The 17,032-nt window shown below is 57.2% G+C and carries 15 protein-coding genes; 1 reads left to right on the top strand and 14 read right to left on the bottom strand.

What is annotated here, in order from left to right:
- Positions 1-239 precede the first annotated feature (239 nt).
- The 13 genes from J4859_RS08605 to lepA all read right to left on the bottom strand — a co-directional run bounded on the left by J4859_RS08605 (position 240) and on the right by lepA (position 14,556).
- Positions 240-2,483, bottom strand: coding sequence for a polyribonucleotide nucleotidyltransferase (locus tag J4859_RS08605; RefSeq protein WP_212329058.1), 2,244 nt, complete (start codon positions 2,481-2,483; stop codon positions 240-242).
- A 139-nt stretch (positions 2,484-2,622) separates the two neighbouring features.
- Positions 2,623-2,901, bottom strand: a complete 279-nt coding sequence (gene rpsO / locus J4859_RS08600) for a 30S ribosomal protein S15 (RefSeq protein ID WP_212329056.1) — start codon at positions 2,899-2,901, stop codon at positions 2,623-2,625.
- A gap of 149 nt (positions 2,902-3,050) precedes the next feature.
- Positions 3,051-3,800 (bottom strand): DNA repair protein RecO, encoded by a 750-nt coding sequence (gene recO / locus J4859_RS08595; RefSeq protein WP_212329054.1) that lies wholly within the window; start codon positions 3,798-3,800, stop codon positions 3,051-3,053.
- Positions 3,801-3,802: 2 nt separating this feature from the next.
- Positions 3,803-4,723 (bottom strand): GTPase Era, encoded by a 921-nt coding sequence (era, locus tag J4859_RS08590; protein WP_212329052.1) that lies wholly within the window; start codon positions 4,721-4,723, stop codon positions 3,803-3,805.
- Between the two features lie 9 nt (positions 4,724-4,732).
- Positions 4,733-5,110 carry a diacylglycerol kinase family protein gene (locus J4859_RS08585; protein WP_212329050.1) on the bottom strand — a complete coding sequence of 126 codons (378 nt, stop codon included), beginning with the start codon at positions 5,108-5,110 and terminating at the stop codon, positions 4,733-4,735.
- A complete protein-coding gene (ybeY, locus tag J4859_RS08580; RefSeq protein WP_212329048.1) occupies positions 5,107-5,610 on the bottom strand; it encodes an rRNA maturation RNase YbeY in 504 nt (167 codons plus the stop codon). The genes J4859_RS08585 and ybeY overlap by 4 nt, the downstream gene beginning before the upstream one ends.
- Positions 5,600-6,565 carry a PhoH family protein gene (locus J4859_RS08575; RefSeq protein ID WP_212329045.1) on the bottom strand — a complete coding sequence of 322 codons (966 nt, stop codon included), beginning with the start codon at positions 6,563-6,565 and terminating at the stop codon, positions 5,600-5,602. The genes ybeY and J4859_RS08575 overlap by 11 nt, the downstream gene beginning before the upstream one ends.
- Positions 6,566-6,676: 111 nt before the next feature.
- A complete protein-coding gene (gene mtaB, locus J4859_RS08570; protein WP_212329043.1) occupies positions 6,677-7,954 on the bottom strand; it encodes a tRNA (N(6)-L-threonylcarbamoyladenosine(37)-C(2))-methylthiotransferase MtaB in 1,278 nt (425 codons plus the stop codon).
- Complete coding sequence (gene dnaJ / locus J4859_RS08565; protein WP_249113570.1) at positions 7,954-9,096, bottom strand: molecular chaperone DnaJ; 1,143 nt, start codon at positions 9,094-9,096, stop codon at positions 7,954-7,956. The genes mtaB and dnaJ overlap by 1 nt, the downstream gene beginning before the upstream one ends.
- Before the next feature lie 111 nt (positions 9,097-9,207).
- The gene (locus J4859_RS08560; protein ID WP_212329039.1) at positions 9,208-10,335 is read right to left on the bottom strand and encodes a DnaJ domain-containing protein; all 1,128 of its coding nucleotides are present in this window, start codon (positions 10,333-10,335) and stop codon (positions 9,208-9,210) included.
- A gap of 111 nt (positions 10,336-10,446) precedes the next feature.
- The gene (locus J4859_RS08555; protein ID WP_212329037.1) at positions 10,447-11,715 is read right to left on the bottom strand and encodes a coproporphyrinogen-III oxidase family protein; all 1,269 of its coding nucleotides are present in this window, start codon (positions 11,713-11,715) and stop codon (positions 10,447-10,449) included.
- Complete coding sequence (locus J4859_RS08550) at positions 11,696-12,745, bottom strand: tRNA-dihydrouridine synthase (protein WP_249113569.1); 1,050 nt, start codon at positions 12,743-12,745, stop codon at positions 11,696-11,698. Before J4859_RS08550 ends, J4859_RS08555 begins: the two co-directional genes overlap by 20 nt.
- The gene (gene lepA / locus J4859_RS08545) at positions 12,742-14,556 is read right to left on the bottom strand and encodes a translation elongation factor 4 (protein WP_212329035.1); all 1,815 of its coding nucleotides are present in this window, start codon (positions 14,554-14,556) and stop codon (positions 12,742-12,744) included. The genes J4859_RS08550 and lepA overlap by 4 nt, the downstream gene beginning before the upstream one ends.
- Positions 14,557-14,777: 221 nt before the next feature.
- Here lepA and rpsT point away from each other — a divergent pair, with 221 nt between their 5' ends.
- Positions 14,778-15,044, top strand: coding sequence for a 30S ribosomal protein S20 (gene rpsT, locus J4859_RS08540; protein ID WP_212329031.1), 267 nt, complete (start codon positions 14,778-14,780; stop codon positions 15,042-15,044).
- A 989-nt stretch (positions 15,045-16,033) separates the two neighbouring features.
- Here rpsT and holA read toward each other — a convergent pair.
- On the bottom strand, positions 16,034-17,017 hold the full coding sequence (holA, locus tag J4859_RS08535) for a DNA polymerase III subunit delta (protein WP_212329029.1): 984 nt from the start codon (positions 17,015-17,017) through the stop codon (positions 16,034-16,036).
- Positions 17,018-17,032: the final 15 nt, after the last annotated feature.

Genomic DNA, 17,032 nt, shown 5'->3' with positions numbered 1-17,032 from the left:
AGGTACCGCTGAGACAAAGTGCCACTCAAAAACCGTAGCGCCGAAACACTGCTGTATTGGCACAGCTTTCGTTCAAGTACTGATCTTGAGTGTACTCAATCGAAAAGTGTGCCCGCACTCGTTTCGGTACCACAACACGTAAGGGCGGCATATAAAGAAGAGCCGAAAAGCTTAACGTTCGCCTTCTGGCTCTTCTGTCAGTACGCACCTAGAGACACGCTTATCGCATGTCCTGTTCTTTACGCCTCGTGGTGACGGCGGGGCTGATGGCCGTGGATCCTGCCTTCAGGGGTGCGGTGGCCGTTGTCGCCTGGGTGACGGGTGTGGCGGCAGCGCTCATGTCCCTCATGTTCGCGATGATCATAGCTCTGGCCGGAGCGGGCTTGGTGCAAAGTCCCAGGCTTGTCCAGACGGTCCAGGCTGATCTTGCCGTGCTCGTCAACGTCGATGACCTTAACTTTGACCTCGTCGCCGATGTTCAGGACGTCCTCAACCTTACCGACTCTACCCTTAGCAACGCGGGAGATGTGCAGCAGGCCGTCTTTGCCCGGGAGCAGCTCAACGAAAGCGCCGAAGGGCTGGATGCCCACAACGCGTCCGGTGTACTCTTCGCCGACCTCCGGAACCTTCACGATCTGCTCGACACGCTCAGCGGCTGCCTCCCCCGCTCCATTGAGGCCAGAGATGAGGACGGTGCCGTCCTCCTCGACGTCGACGGTAGCGCCGGTATCCTCCTGGATGCTGCGGATGACTTTGCCGCCGGAGCCGATAACATCATGGATCTTATCCGTTGGGATGTGCAGGCTGATGATCTGCGGCGCGCTGGGCTTTAAGTGCTCGCGCGGTGCCGGGATTGCGTCGGTCATCGCGTCCAGGATGAACATACGGCCCTCGTGCGCCCGCATCAGTGCCTTACGCAGGATCTCCGGTGTGAGGCCGGTGGCCTTGTTGTCCATCTGCATCGCAGTGATACCCTTGGTGGTGCCGGTGACCTTGAAGTCCATGTCGCCCAGGAAGTCTTCGAGACCCTGGATGTCGGTCAAAACGACGGTCTTGCCCTCTTCTTGGATGAGACCCATAGCGACACCGGAGACCGGGCGCTTAATGGGGACACCGGCGTCCATCAGTGCGAGCGTAGAGCCGCAGGCCGATGCCATCGACGAGGAACCGTTGGACTCCATTACGTCGGAAACGACGCGGATCGTATACGGGAACTCCTCCGCAGAGGGGATAACCGGCTTGAGCGCGCGCTCAGCCAAGTTGCCATGGCCGATCTCACGGCGCTTCGGGGAACCGATACGGCCGGTCTCACCGGTGCAGTACGGCGGGAAGTTGTAGTGGTGGATGTAGCGTTTGCCCTCAACCGGCTCGATCGTGTCGAGGCGCTGCCACTCGTTGAGCATGCCCAGGGTACAGACAGAGAGCACCTGAGTCTGACCACGTTGAAAGAGGCCGGAGCCGTGGACACGCGGCAGGTAATCCGGCTTGATCATAAGAGGTCTGACCTCAGTCGCGGTACGGCCATCGACACGCTCGCCGGTCTCGACGACCATGCGGCGCATTGCGTGCTTCTCGAGGCCCTTGAGTTCGACCGGGATTGCCCGGCTCCACTCTTCCTGCTCGTCCTCGGTGAACTCTGCAGTGATGGAGTCCTTGAGCGCCTCCACCTTCTCCAGGCGGGAAGCCTTGTCGACATCTCTGAGTGCGGCGCTCATCTCGTCGTAGTGGGCAAAGACGCGGTCGTGGACCTCGGGAATCGGCCCGTCGAGCTCATAGTCGTGCTCCGGGAATGGGCCGTTAGCGTCTTGAACCTTCTTGAAGAAGATCTTCTCCTGCTCGCAGAAGGCGGCGATGGCTTCCTGGCCGAAGGCCATGGCTGCCAGCATATCGTCCTCAGAGATCTCGTCGGCGCCGGCCTCCAACATGGAGATGTAGGTCGAAGAGCCACCGAGCTCGAGATCGAGATCGGAGTTCTTGCGCTGCGCATAGGTCGGGTTCACGATAAACTCGCCGGTCTCCTTATTGCGGCCGATTCTGACGCAGGCCAGCGGTCCCTCGAAGGGCACGCCACCGACGGTCAGCGCCGCAGAAGCGGCCATCACGCAGATCGTGTCAACCGGATCGATCTGATCCGCAACGAGCGGCATTGCCACGATCTGAACTTCGTTTCTGAAGCCTTCCGGGAAGGACGGGCGCAGCGGACGGTCGATCATACGGGCCGTGAGCGTCGCCTTCTCACTCGGGCGTCCTTCGCGCTTCAGATAGCCTCCGGGGATTCTGCCCACGGAGTACATTCTCTCTATGAAATCGACGGTCAGCGGGAAGAAGTCGTAGTCTTTGCGCTCCTTTGAGACGACCGCGGTTACGAGTACGGTCGAATCCCCCGCCTTCACGAGCACAGCGCCGGTTGCCTGTTTCGCCAGTTCTCCTGTCTCCAGCGCGTAGTGCTTGCCATACAGGTCGAATTCATGGGTTACTTTCATAGTTCCCCTTATCTCCACCTGCCCCATCGCAGGTGGGCCGTCGAGGTGTGTTTCTTGTAACACACCGCACGCTTTCAGGCGTGCACACATACGAAAGGGCACCTCACTCTTAGGTGCCCTCCTAGATACTTACCTTACCTTACTGAACGTTGTCGCGGATGCCCAGGTTCTTGATGAGGGAACGATAGTTCTCAACATCCTTGTTCTTGATGTAACCTAGAAGGCGACGACGCTTACCTACGAGCATCAGCAGACCACGGCGGGTGTGGTAATCCTTCTGATGGGTTTTCATGTGAGCGGTCAAACCCTTGATGCGCTCAGTGAGAAGCGCTACCTGCACCTCTGCAGAACCGGAGTCGTGCTCATTCTTGCCGTACTGCTTGATGAGCTCTGCTTTACGCTCTTTGCTGACTGCCATACAACCACCTTTCAAAATATTTGATTCGCCTCGAACTGGGACCGGCGTCTGGCATGAACGGCTGGCTAAGTACGAGGTACTGACAAGTCAGATAGTTTAGCACATGCGATAGACCTACGAGCAGCGACGTAGCCAAAATCTGTAGACCATCATAACCCGCGCATAAACTCAAAGCTGCGCAGCCTTGTATCGAGGTGCGCCGTAGCCCATTCATGGGCCAGGGAGAACAGGAAACGTGCGGTCCCCTTGTCGATCGGTGTTACCAGCAACGTGGAAAATCTTTCGGTGAGCAGGGCTTTGAGCCTCCCCAACTGCTGTGGGGTAAGCTCATGAGCTCCTGAGATCTCACGGGCACAGGAAGCGCACAGCGTCCCGCCCATTCGGGCTGAAAAGAAGCTCACATCGGGCTCCCCGCAGGAGGTGCAGCGCTCAAGCTCCGGCCTCCAGCCTTGGTGCGCGAGCACTTTGAAGGTGAAGGCTGCAACCAAAAGATCGATCTGTGATAGGCCTGTAAGACCTTCCAAGGTTGAGAAAGCTGCCTTGAGGATCGCAAAGACGAAGGGATCCTCCACGTTCTCGTAGCAGGTGTATTCCCCGAGCTCTGCCAAGGCACTGGCACCGGCCATCAGGTCCAGATCCTCACGCAGCTTCACGTGGGGATCGATGAGCGAGGCTTCCGTTACGATATCCAAGTTCCTGCCCTTGGCGATAAGCGCATCAGAGTCGCAGAACATATCGAGTCGGGAGGCAAAGCGGTTGCCCGGCTTGCGGGCTCCTTTGGCTACTGCACGGATCTGTTCCCCATCGGCTGCCATCAATGTCAGAATCAGATCAGACTCTGAGAGCTTCGTCTTCCTTAAGACCATCACCTCCGTGTGGAGGGTGCGCCTGCCGGCCATGGCTACTCTTCCGCCTCAAGGCCGAGTTCCCGGATCTCTGTCTGATCGCGCCGCCAGTCAGGCTGAACCTTCACGCGTAGCGAGAGGAAAACCTTTGCATGGAAGAGCTTCTCCAGATCGTACCGGGCATCGGTCCCGATCTTTTTGATCATGGACCCCCCGCGTCCGATCAGAATCGCTTTTTGACCCTTACGCTCTACTAAGATCGTCGCTGTGATGTTCATACGGTTGCTCTTCGGCCATTCGATATCGTCGACCTTGATGGCCACCGCATGGGGCACTTCCTGCCGCGTATTGAGGAGCACTTTCTCACGGATGAACTCCGCTATGAGATCCTCATCCGAGGCGTCGCTATCCATATTCTCAAGGAACCAGTGCGGTCCCTCCGGCAGATGCGCCGCAAGCGTGTCGATGAAAGCGTCAACATTGAAGTTTTCCTGGGCGCTCACGACAAGCACATCGTCGAAGTGCGCCAACTTTTTGGCAGACTCGATCTGTTTCTCGATGATCTTTTGGCTGGCCTTATCCGCCTTGGTGATAACGAGAAGTTTGAAGGGAGTGTGGGAGGCTTCAATGTGCTCGGCGATCCAGGCATCGCCTCTTCCGACTGGCTTGGTGGCGTCGATCAGGAACGCGATCGCGTCGATGTCGGCAAGCTCACCCAAGGCAACCTTGTTGAGCTCTTTACCGAGCGCGTCTTTTGGTTTATGCAATCCCGGGGTATCCACGAGGACCAGCTGGAAATCCTTTCGGGTGATCACCGCACGTAACCGCTTTCTTGTGGTCTGGGCCACCGGGGACGTAATTGCGAGCTTTTCACCCATACAGGCATTGACGAGCGTGGACTTCCCTACTGAGGGACGCCCGATCAGGGAGACGAATCCGCTCCTGAAGGGTTTGGTGTGTCCTTGTTCCTCTGGCATTGAGCCCCCTCAGGCAAAGAAAATAGCGTGGATAAAGACGATGAGGCCGACGATAGCGGCAAAGACTGACATGATGTAGACCCCTGCCGCTGCGATATCCTTCGCGTGTCCGGCTAGGGGGTGGTACTCCGGTGAGACCAGGTCGACGACGGTCTCGATAGAGGTGTTCATAAGCTCGGCGCAGGTCACGCAGCCGCAGCACAAAAGGACAATCGCCCAACTCGCAACGTCGAGGTGGAACACAAACCCTAAGATCACTACCGCGATAGCGGCAGCGAGCATTACCTTGATGTTGCGCTCAGTCTTGAGGGTATATACAAACCCCTGTATCGCGAACAGAAAGCTTCTCCGAAACGTTGGATGATTGTTCTTCTGACCGGGTATCATGCGTCCTCCCGATGCCTCGCGAGCACAACATGGCTGAGCGTGTGGTCAGTGGGAAGCTGTGCAAGTAGCACATCCTCACACGCCTGCATCCTGTGTGCATCTGCCTCCTGTATATGGTCATACCCTAACAGGTGAAGCATACCGTGGACAAACAGCAGACGGGTCTCATCCGCCGGTGTGGTGTAGAATCTGCGTGCCTGACGCTCGATATAGGCGGGCGCCAACACGATGTCCCCGAGCTCGCAGGGTTCCCCTTCACCTAAATCAGGATCATCGGGGCGCTCGCACTCGAGTGACAAGACGTCGGTGGGGGCATCCACCTGGCGCCACTCATGGTTCAGCCTCTGCATGTGCTTGTCGGTGACGACAGAAAGCGAGACGAAACAGGGGCGCTTCACCCCCTGCTGGTCGAGCACAACGGTGCCGATCCGCTCAATCTCGGGTTGATCCAACGCGAGCGAGGTACCCTCGTCGCAGCCTATGTCAAACTCATGCTTCACGGACGCGCTCCTTTGCCTCTGCCCTATCGTAGGCTGCGACGATCTTCGCAACAAACGAGTGCCGCACTACATCTTCGGTCTTGAGGTGGACAAAGGCAATCTCAGGGATGCCCTTCAGGATGTGCTCCGCGGATTCGATGCCGCCGAAGCCGGGAACATCGCGCTGTGAGAGGTCGCCGGTGATGATTAAGCGGGAGTTGAAGCCTAAGCGCGTGAGGAACATCTTCATCTGTCCTGGGGTTGTGTTCTGCGCCTCGTCGAGGATCACAAAGGAATCGTTGAAGGTTCGCCCACGCATGAAGGCCAAGGGTGAGACTTCGACAACGCCCTCTTCGATCAGCCGCAGCGCCGTCTCATGGCCCACCATCTCAAAGAGCGCATCGTAGAGCGGGCGCACGTAGGGGTCGATCTTCTCCTCCAGGGTGCCGGGCAGATAGCCGAGGGACTCCCCTGCCTCAACCACCGGGCGCGTCAGCACAAGACGCTCGATTTCGTGGTGCCGCAATGCTGCGACCGCCATTGCCATCGCCAGATACGTCTTGCCGGTACCGGCGGGACCCAATGCAAAGATAATCGGGTGATTTTCCGCGATGGCGCAGTAGGCCTGCTGTCCTTTGGTCTTCGGCCGTATGGTCTTGCCGGTTGCAGTCACCAGAAGTGGGCTGGCATTGACTTTGGGAAGCGTGGTGGTTGCATGGTCGCCCGACATCGCGTAGTTGACATCAGCCTCATCCGGTAGCTGTCCTGCTTCCACCAACTCGATCAGATGCGTAAAGATCGCGGTCAGGCGGTCGACCTCCTCAGGGGTTCCCTCGAGGTTCACCACATTCCCTCGCACCGTGATGACTGCATCGCTTGACTGCTCGATTAAACGCAGCAGAGAATCTTGTGGACCCATAACCAACGTGGGATCGCAGGAATCAGGGATTGTGAGACGAACGTACGTCGGCTCCATGCTCCTCCTCGGTTGATGTTTCAAATTTGTATATCTAAGGATACCGGGTTACGCTGTGCCCGCAACCTCAAACCCCGCTCTGACATTTCATTGGATACAGCACCGGTGACCTCAGTGCGGTGCTCTCGCCGCGACGAGCGCACCGTCATCCTCCACCGCCTGTATCGTGGCCCTCACGAAGCGATCAGCGCCCCAGCTGTCTGGGACCTTCACCTCGAACAAGCCAGCAGTAATGCCTTGGCCAGCGCCCTCGATCAGAAGGTCCTGCTGAGTGCCTACCAGCTTCTCTGCTTCCGCATGCCGCATTGAGTTTGCAAGCTCTTTCATCTTCGCTGCCCGTGCGCTCATCACCTGGGGCGGTACCTGGTCAGGAAGCTCCGCAGCGATGGTGCCGGGGCGTTCTGAGTAACGGAAGATGTGCATCTTAGCGAAGTGCATCTCACGGCAGAACTCATAGGACTCCTCGAATTCCTCGTCAGTTTCCCCGGGGAATCCCACGATCAGATCACAGCCGAGTGCGAGTGAGGGCACCTGCGCCCGCAGCATCTCGACGCGCTCCCGATACTGTCCGGCGCTATATGGGCGCTTCATGCGGCGCAGGACGGCATCACAGCCTGACTGCAGGCAGATATGCAGGAAAGGCGCAATACGGCTTGGGTGTTCTCTCATAACGGAGATGAGCCGCTCGTCCACATCAGGTGGCTCAATCGAGGAGAGCCTGAGGCGGGCGATCGGCGTCTCTTGAAGGATCAGCTCCATCAGATCCGGTAGGAAAAGCTCGTGTCCCTGTCCATCCACGCTGTGGTAACGGCCGAGGTTAATGCCGGTGAGCACTATTTCCTGAGCACCGCGTGCCAGTTCGTCATTCACCTGATTGAGTACTTTTTGGACATCGGCCGAGCGTCCCTTACCGCGGGCTTTCCACACGATACAGAAGCTGCAGCGGTTGTCACAGCCGTCCTGCACTTTGATGCCGGGGCGGGCTCTGCCCGTCGGCGTCACTGAGGTATCTGCTACCCGATGCGTTTCGACATCAGGCACACCTAGATAGTCGAGGACGCGCTGCGCCACCGTATCCTTCTGCTGTATAACTTCAATATTTTCCGCAAGTGAAGACAGTTCATCAGAGAAGAGGTTGGCAACGCAGCCGGTCGCAAAGACCTGGGGGTGCTGCGCGAGTCGAGCAGCGCGGCGCAGCTGTTTTCTGGTCTTGGCTTCCGCTTCTCCGGTGACCGCACAGGTATTGACGACGATGGCTTGGGCCGCTTTGGGAGCCGTGATCGCGCACCCGGCTTTCTCCAGGTGTGCGGCGATTGAGTCGATCTCGACGCGGTTGACGCGGCAACCGAGATTGACGAAGGCTACCTTGGGGACCACAGACGCTGCCATTACCGCTTACCAAACGGATGCTTGCTGCCACGTTTGCTCTTCGCCGTCTTCTTGGCAGCTGTGCCTTCGCGGTCTTTCACAATCTCTCTGATTGCATCCATCTGTTCTTTATTCAGATTGTCTGGCACCTTAATGCGGACAACCGCAACCATAGTGCCGCGGGCATTCGAGTTCATTCTCGGCATCCCGCAGCGATCGATCCTGATCTGGTCGCTGTGCTGCGTACCAGCTGGGATCTTAAGGGTGACTTTTTCATCGGGCAGAATACCGTCGAGGGTCTTCTCACAGCCCAGGATTGCATCGAGGGCGTCGATCTCCACGACCGTGTAGAGGTCATCACCCTGGCGCTCGAACCGTTCGTCCTTATCGACCTGGATCTGGATCAGTAGGTTGCCACACGCGGCACCTCTGATACCGGCTTCGCCCTTGTCTTTGGCCGTGATAGTCTGGCCGGAGTGCACACCGGCAGGGATATCGATGCGGACCGACTCATGTGATGGAGTACGGCCAGTGCCGTTGCAGGTCTCGCAGGGATTGCTGACGATTTTGCCGGTGCCACTGCACTTAGGGCAGGCCATCGTCGACTGCATCTGTCCTAGGATCGTACGCTGAACCGTCGTGACGTGGCCGGTGCCGTGGCATGTCGGGCAGTCAACCACCTTGCCACCAGGACCGGTGCCGGTGCCGTGGCAGTCATCGCAGGGGGCCATACGCTCATAGGAGATCGTCTTATGGGTGCCGCGCGCTGCCTCAGCCAGGCTGATGTGCAATGTCACACTCATATCGCGGCCGCGCATGTCGCGCGTACGGGTAGTACCGTGCCCGGGATTTCCGCCGAAGAACGAAGAGAAGATATCATCCATACCGAAACCGTTGAAGATATCGGACATATCGACGTAGTCGGAGCCAAACCCATTTGGCCCGTCCGCAGTGCCGTAGCGGTCATAGTTGGCGCGCTTCCGCTCATCGGAGAGCACCGCATAGGCCTCGTTGACCTCCTTGAAGCGCTCCTCTGCATCGGGGGCCTTGTTCACATCAGGGTGTAAGGTTCGCGCCTTCTTCAGAAACGCCCGCTTGATGGTCTTCGCATCAGCGTTTTTGTCTACGCCCAAAACCTCGTAATAATCTTTCTTCGCGCTCACGAACAACCTTCTCCCACACACAAACGAAAAGGGACGCACCCCCGCGCCCCTCATGATTTTGAAAAAGAGACATCCTTTTCAAATGTACCCAGCTTTGAGCTGCTCAATTCTCTAAATATGCACTCTTGTACTATAACCCGTTGAACCGAAGCTCGAGGTGCATGACACCATCGCCACAATCAAGATCGCCACAAAGAGTCCCTTCAGCACTCCGTTCATCGTGGCAGTGCCCGCATTGTTCCACCATTTCGAGTTGTGCGGACGTGAGCCTCCGGTCAGAATCAACAGGAAGCCGACTGCAGCAAGCACAATAATGAAGGGGGCAAGCGCGGCAAACACGTCTGCGATCAACGAGAGAATCAGGAAGGGTATGTCAAAGCCCAGGAACTGAAAGCCCACAGCCTGACGCGGGGCGAGACGCTCGGTCGGGACTCCGACTCTCAGGACGAAGTCACCGGAGGCCTCTCCGTTGGTTCCCGCATTGCCCATGCCTTTGATCCGCACTTCGTCGCCGTCGTGGGACTTCGGTGGAATCATCACAACGACCTCGGAAGCCGCAAGCACACGGCCGGTGCCGCCGCAAGCGGGGCAGGGGTCGACGACGACTCTGCCAGTGCCTTCGCACTCCGGGCACACCATGTCCATCTCACCGAACCCAAAGAGGCTGTCCAGGTCGACGCTGATATGGCCGGTGCCACCGCAGGTCGGGCAAGTTTCGGGGTGATCGGAAACTACTGAGCCGTGGCCGTGGCAATTCTGGCACTGCACGTAGTGTTGGTAGGTGATGCCCCGCTTGGTGCCCTTTTTTGCAGTCGCCGCATCCAAATCGATGTGATAGACAAAGTCTGAGCCCGCTTTTGGGTTAAAGGAGCGCGATCGTTTCTGCTGCCTGCGCTGGCCCATACCACCGAAGGGCCAACCCCAGTAGGACTGCTCAAAGTCCCAGAACGGATCCTGGCCTTGAGGTCCACCGTAGCCGGCTCCCGGAGCGGAAGCTCCCTGGGAGGCAAACACGCTACCGGAGTGCATCGCATCGTAGCGGCGACGTTTATCGGGATCCGAGAGCACTGCATAGGCCTCAGAGATCTCCTTGAACCTCTGCTCCGCGTCAGGCGCCTTGTTTACGTCAGGGTGATACTTGCGGGCTTTCTGCTGGAACGCTTTGCGGATCTCGTCCGTCGATGCGTCGCTCGAGACTCCGAGTATTTTGTAGTAGTCTTTGTCGTTCATCGAAGGCATACAGTCTCCTGCCTCATGTTCACATATCAGAAAATCTACTGTTCTTTACAGTAGATAGACTCACCACAGTTACTCTTAACAATACCGCTTCACGTCAGAAAACCTAAATAATTACACGGAAATGAGCTGTGTTTGCCTATCTCCGGCCAAATCCCACATGTGGCTGAAGAGCTCATTGCCCAAAAGCCACCCTTGATGGGTCGGCTTCAACCTCTCATTCAGAAGCCCTTCTGCCTGCTCTCTATGCACGGCAGTATCAAAGGTATCGCCCAACTCGTCTCGGGCATATGAGACCAATATAGGGTCGAGTGGCTTCTGCATGCGACAGGCGAGCATCAAATCTTCGGCGAGTGTCTGACGCGCCGTGAGGGCTTCAATATCGAAGTGGAGATCACACGCTTGGGTGAGGTGAAGGTAATCCTCGATCTTTGTCGTATTGGTCAGGCGGATACGGAATGCGTCGTTTTCCAGCTGAGGCAGCTGCGGGTAAACGCGGCGCAGCCGTGCATACCCCTTTCTTGTCACCATGCCAGACGCCGCGCATCCCACTCCAAGATAGGGCAATCCGGTCCAATAGATCTTGTTGTGCGCACACTCATATCTTGGCTTGGCGTAGGAGGCGACTTCGTAGCGATGAAAGCCGAAAGGGCCTGCCACCTTGGCAGCCTCCTCCATCCGCATCGCCTGGACATCCGGGTTATTCCAGGAGGGATAATCCTCGACCCCATACCGGCGCCCGAAGGCCGTCCCCTCCTCGATCATCAGGGGATAGACACTCAGGTGCTCAATGCCGGTTGAGAGGACCTGCTTAAGGCTCGTCTGCCAGCTTTTGCTGGTCTGATCCGGAATGGCGCACATGAGGTCTGCTGAAACAGTGAGGCCTACCTCTTGGCCCCACTTCAGAGCCTGAAGCGCGGTTCGCTCATCGTGGATACGTCCCAGATCGTGCAATTCCTGGTCACTGGTACTTTGCACCCCAAAGGAGATGCGGGTGAGCCCGGCTTTTCGGTATTCCTGTAGAAGTTCAGGCGTCACAAAATCGGGGTTGGCTTCACTGGTGAATTCACCGGTGCAGCATGCCCGGACTTCCTGAATCAGCGGGATGAGTCTTTCCCCCATCAGACTGGGAGTGCCCCCACCGATATAGGCGGTTGCGCATGAATCGAGTAGGCCTTCGTGCTCAAGGGCTTGCAGCTCACTCAGCGCGACAGTTATATAGCGCTCAAGTGCAGGGTTGTCAGTGTGGCTCGCCGCTGAGCAGAAGTCGCAGTAGAAGCACCTGCGGGCACAGAACGGGATATGGAGGTAGAGTGCCTGAGCGTCCGACAGGTGGTAGCGCTCCTCCCAACTGTGGGCCACCTCAGTCAACCTCTTCGCCATAGGCGCCATAGGAGGCTTTCAGCTGATCGATGTAGTCCAGATAGTCATCGAGCGATTCACAGTGCATCGCACGCTCCCGCCAAGCTCCGGCATGGGGAAACCCTTTGATATACCAACCTGCTAAGGACCGAGCCCGTGCGAGATGCGCTCCGGTCGCCTGCAGCAGGCGTAGCTGCAGCGCAAAGGCGTTGAGTCGCTCCTCCACGCTGGGGGTTCTGTTGTTACCTGTTTGCGCATCGTGGAAGATCCAGGGGTCGCCATAGCTGCCCCGTGCGACCATCACTGCGGTGACGCCGGTCTGCTCTCGCATTGTGCGTGCAGTCTCGCCACTCATCACATCGCCGGAGCCGATCACCGGCACCGAGATCGCCTCGACGACATGTTTGATTGCCTCCCAGGAGGCTTGACCTCGATAGAGCTGGTGTGCGGTCCGTCCATGGGCTGCGATTGCGGAGACGCCCGCCTGCTCAAGTGCCCGGGCAAACTCCGGCGCAGTCTCTTCACCTTTGGCAAACCCTTTGCGGATCTTTGCGGTCACCGGTGCATCCGTTTCCTCACGGCAGGCACGTACAAGCTCCTGTGCAAGCTCAGGATTCTCCATCAACGCAGAGCCCTCCCCTTTGCGGGTGACTTTGGGGGCTGGGCAGGCCATATTGATATCTATCAGGACAAGCCTGTTGCCGAGATGTTCGCTGACCGTCGCAGCAGCTTCTCTAAATTGTTCGGGCTTGGAGCCGAAGAGCTGCACTGCAATGTCAGGCTCGGCCTCGTCGGGCAGCACCAGATCCCAGGTCTTCTGACTGTTGAAGTGCAGTCCTGCCACGGAGACCATCTCTGTATAGGCAAGGCCTGCCCCTCCGCATCTCGCTATCAGTCGATAAGCGCTGTTGCTGACGCCCGCCATCGGCGCCATCAGGTACCCGGCTTGAGCTAGCCGCTCTTTCAGGCTGCCTTTGCACGGAAAAGGTCGGGGCAGCGGCGAGAGGCCGGCACCTTCAGCATAGGTTGCAAGAAGTTCTTTTGTTGTCACTGGCCATCCACCTTTAGCACAGCCAGAAAGGCCTCCTGCGGCACATCGACCTTACCGATTGCCTTCATGCGTTTCTTGCCCTCTTTCTGCTTCTCTAGGAGCTTACGCTTACGGGTGATATCGCCGCCGTAGCACTTCGCCAGAACATCTTTACGGACTGCCTTCACAGTGGATCGGGCGATGATCTTGTTGCCGATGGCACCTTGGATTGCGACGTCAAACTGCTGGCGTGGGATCATCTCCTTCAACTTGTCGCACAAGCTTCTCGCCATTGTATACGCCTTATCCCGGTGAATGATGAAGGAGAGGGCGTCGACCGGCTCACCGGCAAGCAGGATATCCAGCCGTACCAGGTCAGAGGTAGTATATTCCCCCATATCGTAGTCGAGCGAGGCGTAGCCTTTGGTGCGGCTCTTCAGCTGATCGAAGAAATCGAGGATCAGCTCTGCCAGCGGGATATCGAAGTGCAGCTCGACGGTCTTCGAAGAGGGATAGATCATGTCGGTCGTCTCACCGCGGTGATCAACGATCAGCTGCATCACTGCGCCCATATAGTCAGGCGGAACAATCACCTTTGCGTGGAGATACGGCTCCTCGATGTGGTCGATCTGCGTCGGACCTGGCAGATCCTGCGGTGAGGTGATCGAAACCATCGATTTATCGGTCTTATATACGTGGTATTCCACTGAGGGGCTCGTTGCGATCAGATCGAGTCCAAACTCCCGCTCGAGGCGCTCCTTGACGACCTCCATGTGTAGGATACCGAGGAAACCGACACGGAAGCCGAAGCCTAACGCTACAGAGTTCTCCGGAGTCCACACGAGCGACGGATCATTGACCTTGAGCTTCTCCAGTGCGTCGCGCAGGTTCTCAAAGCCCTTCGTATCGATCGGGAAGAGGCCGACAAACACCATCGGCTTTGCCTCACGGTAACCTGGGCAGGCCTTCGCCGTCGGGCGCTCCTCGTCGGTGATCGTGTCGCCCGTACGGACCATCTCCGGATCCTTGAGGCCGGTCACCACGTAGCCCACATCACCCACGTCGAGTTCGTCAAGTGGGGTCTCCTTTGGGCGCTTGCAGCCGACACCGTCACACAGAAACGTGTCCCCCAGTGCCATCATCTTCAACTTGTCACCCTTTTTGATCGTACCATCGAAGACGCGCACCGTCGCCACCACGCCGCGGTACTCATCGAAGTATGAGTCCAGAATGAGGGCCCTGAGCGGAGCATCTGGGTCTCCCTTGGGCGGTGAAATCAGATAGACAATTGACTCCAGCAGGTCGTGGATACCCTCCCCGGTTTTGCCGGAGACAAGCACGGCGTCATCCGCCGGAATCGCGAGCTCATCCTCAATCTCCTGTTTGACTTCCTCGGGGTGTGCGGAAGGCAGGTCGATCTTGTTGATGACCGGGATGATATCGAGATTCGCATTCATCGCGAGGTTCGCATTGGAGACAGTCTGCGCTTCAACGCCCTGCGTCGCGTCAACGACCAGCAACGCCCCTTCACAGGCAGAAAGGGAGCGTGACACCTCATAGCTGAAGTCCACGTGTCCCGGCGTGTCGATCAGGTTGAGGAGGTACTGCTCCCCATCGTCCGCATCGTACATGACGCGCACGGCATTCGACTTGATTGTGATGCCGCGCTCCTGCTCGATCGCCATTGAGTCCAGGATCTGGTTTGTCATGTCCCGCTCGGCTACCGTGTGAGTCTGCTCCAGGATACGGTCGGAGATCGTCGATTTGCCGTGGTCGATGTGGGCGATAATGGAAAAGTTTCTGATATGCGAAGTGTCAATTTTTTTCGTCATACGTCATCTTACTCAGTCGTTCTGAACTACCGAAAGTTAGGCCGCCCATATACGGACGGCCTATGAAATTTTGTTTGATGGCCTCTATCTTACCAAAGTACCTATAAAATACCCAAATTGAATCTGCTATACTGATTGTCTGACCTCGCCGTGTCCGGGTTTTGAACCCCACTTCAAGCCCAGAAGAGGTCTCATAGTTTTGCACTGAAAGGAACTTCGTCGTGGCAAACATCAAGTCTCAGAAGAAGCGTATCAAGACTGCCGAGAAGGCACGCGTCCGCAATCAAGCAGTCAGATCCGAGCTCAAGACCTATGTAAAGAAGGTCCGTGTCGCTGTCGAGAACGGTGACGCTGAGGAAGCTCAGAAGGTTGCTCGCATTGCAAACCGCAAGCTCGACAAGGCAGCTTCCAAGGGCATCATCCACAAGAACCAAGCTGCTGAGCGCAAATCTGGTGTCCAAAAGCTTGTGAATACCCTTCAGAAGTAAGTATATCGCTTCAGACGAACAGGTTAGAGGGCATCGCGTGCTGGCGGTACCTTTCTTTTGGCTCTTCGACGTCTCTCGTGGGTAGCACAGGCCAGCTGTCTCTGGGCCGAGAAGTTGAGTTTTCCAGTGGAAGATCCTCGTCCTGAAGTATCTGGTGTTCCTGAAGCCCCTGGCAGCGCTTTTTGCTGGCTGGGCCATGCCTTAAGCCATATCGCGTATGACCTCTAAGACTCCCGTCTTGTCCCCCTGCGTGCTCCTTTAAGCTCATCTCAAAGCCTGCCTGTGCCACCTTTGTCCTTTGTCTTCCGTGATGGCGCGCTGGCGGTCCAGGTCAGCCATGATGCTGATACAGCTTTGGTCGCACTTTTTGGCGGTGTCATCTGTACCCACACGCACGACTACGGAGTAGTCTGCTGCATCCCTTACCTCGGCGACGGCTCTGCTAAGCAGCCTCCATATGCGCGTGGGCTGTCTCGTGCAGAGGCTTATGGTCACAACGCTCATGCCAAAGAGTACCATCCCTTATCAGCTGGGCCTCAAAGAGCGCCGTGATGCGTCTTTGGACGGACCTTTCAGGGTATCCTTGCGGCAGGCACACTGTCCTTAGGGGCACTTAGCACTGTGCAGTGTACGGTCGTCTCGTATTGCCAGATGTCGAGATGCCACGAGGTCCTCTCGTATCTGCCACAGGTGCTACAGCGCCTGTGGCAGACCGGGCTCACCACTTGCCTGGCCCTTCCTGTGTGCCACCCTTACATGCAGCACGTCCTGCGCTCATCTGCGCCCCTCAAACCAGACATCGAAGAGCCCCCTTTCGTCTCTAAGCCCCCTGGGACCTCTTAAAGAGCCTTGCCAGCATACCTGCTTTAAGCATCCATATCGCACCTTAGAGCCGAAGCCTCCCGTCGGCAGAATCTGGGCTGTCCGGGTGCCACGTGCTCAAGGGGATGCAGGAGTGCTAACCACCATAAGTAGCGAAGAGCACCTTTTTAGCAATTGTAGGTAGTCTGGCTCGGTTCTCTGCAGATACTCGCAAGCAAAGTGATCAGGGTATTGCGGACATCTGATCCGCTCTTGATTGCGCGGTCTGTTTGAGCGCAAGCTTTCAGGGCTGCCACCAGCTCCTCACGGGAGAACTTCCGTGCCCACCGCGTATAGTTTTTCACCTGCCAGGACTGCTTATGCAGCTCGCTGGCCAGAGCGCTACTCTCACCGCGCTCCTCCAGGCTCTTTGCGCAGATGAGCTCTTTCACGCGTCCCGTCAGATAGGCTATGGTTCCCGGTCCCACTGAGGTCTTCATCTGCGCCAACAGCTCAAGTGACTTCTTAAGATTGCGCTCACACATCGCATCCGCCAGATCCCACGGCGTGGGTTCCACGATTCTCACGACATTATCAGTGACGTCCTGCAGACGGATGTGGCCCGGTTCCTGTGCGAGGTTCTTAAGCGTCTCAAGCTCGCTGCTTAACAGCGACATATTGGTCCCCAGCCGTTTGACCAGCTCCTGCGCTGCATCGGGATCGATCGTTGTTTTGGCCTTACGGGCCAACTTGGTTTGGACCGCCTTTGGCATCTCCCAAGGCTTCGGTGTCGGACAATTGATAGTAGCCTCAGGGCCCATCTTCTTGATTTTGCTGTAGAGCTTGGACTTTACAAAGGCATCCTTCTTACGGCTCTCCTCCTCACAGGGAACTGAGGCGTCAAGCAACAGGACACTGCCCTCATTGGGGTTATCGAGATAATCAAGGAGCATCTTCTGTACCCGTGAGGAGAGCTTCTGCGCGTCGTGGACGATCACCAACCGATATTTGTCACCCACCGGCAGCGCTTCGAGGCTCGTCTTGAGGGTCTGCGGCTCCAAATCGCCACGGGCATCCATCTCGTCCAGGTTGAAGGCTGCAAGAGAGTCTTTCACATATTTTTTAAGGTGGCTCACTGTATCAGAGCGCTTGATCTCGTTATTGCCTAACACGATGTATGCACGTAA

Source organism: Atopobium sp. oral taxon 416 (assembly GCF_018128285.1).
Classification (GTDB): domain Bacteria; phylum Actinomycetota; class Coriobacteriia; order Coriobacteriales; family Atopobiaceae; genus Olsenella_L.
Note: the sequence above shows the minus strand (reverse complement) of the source record. Positions and strands in the feature narration are given on the sequence as shown.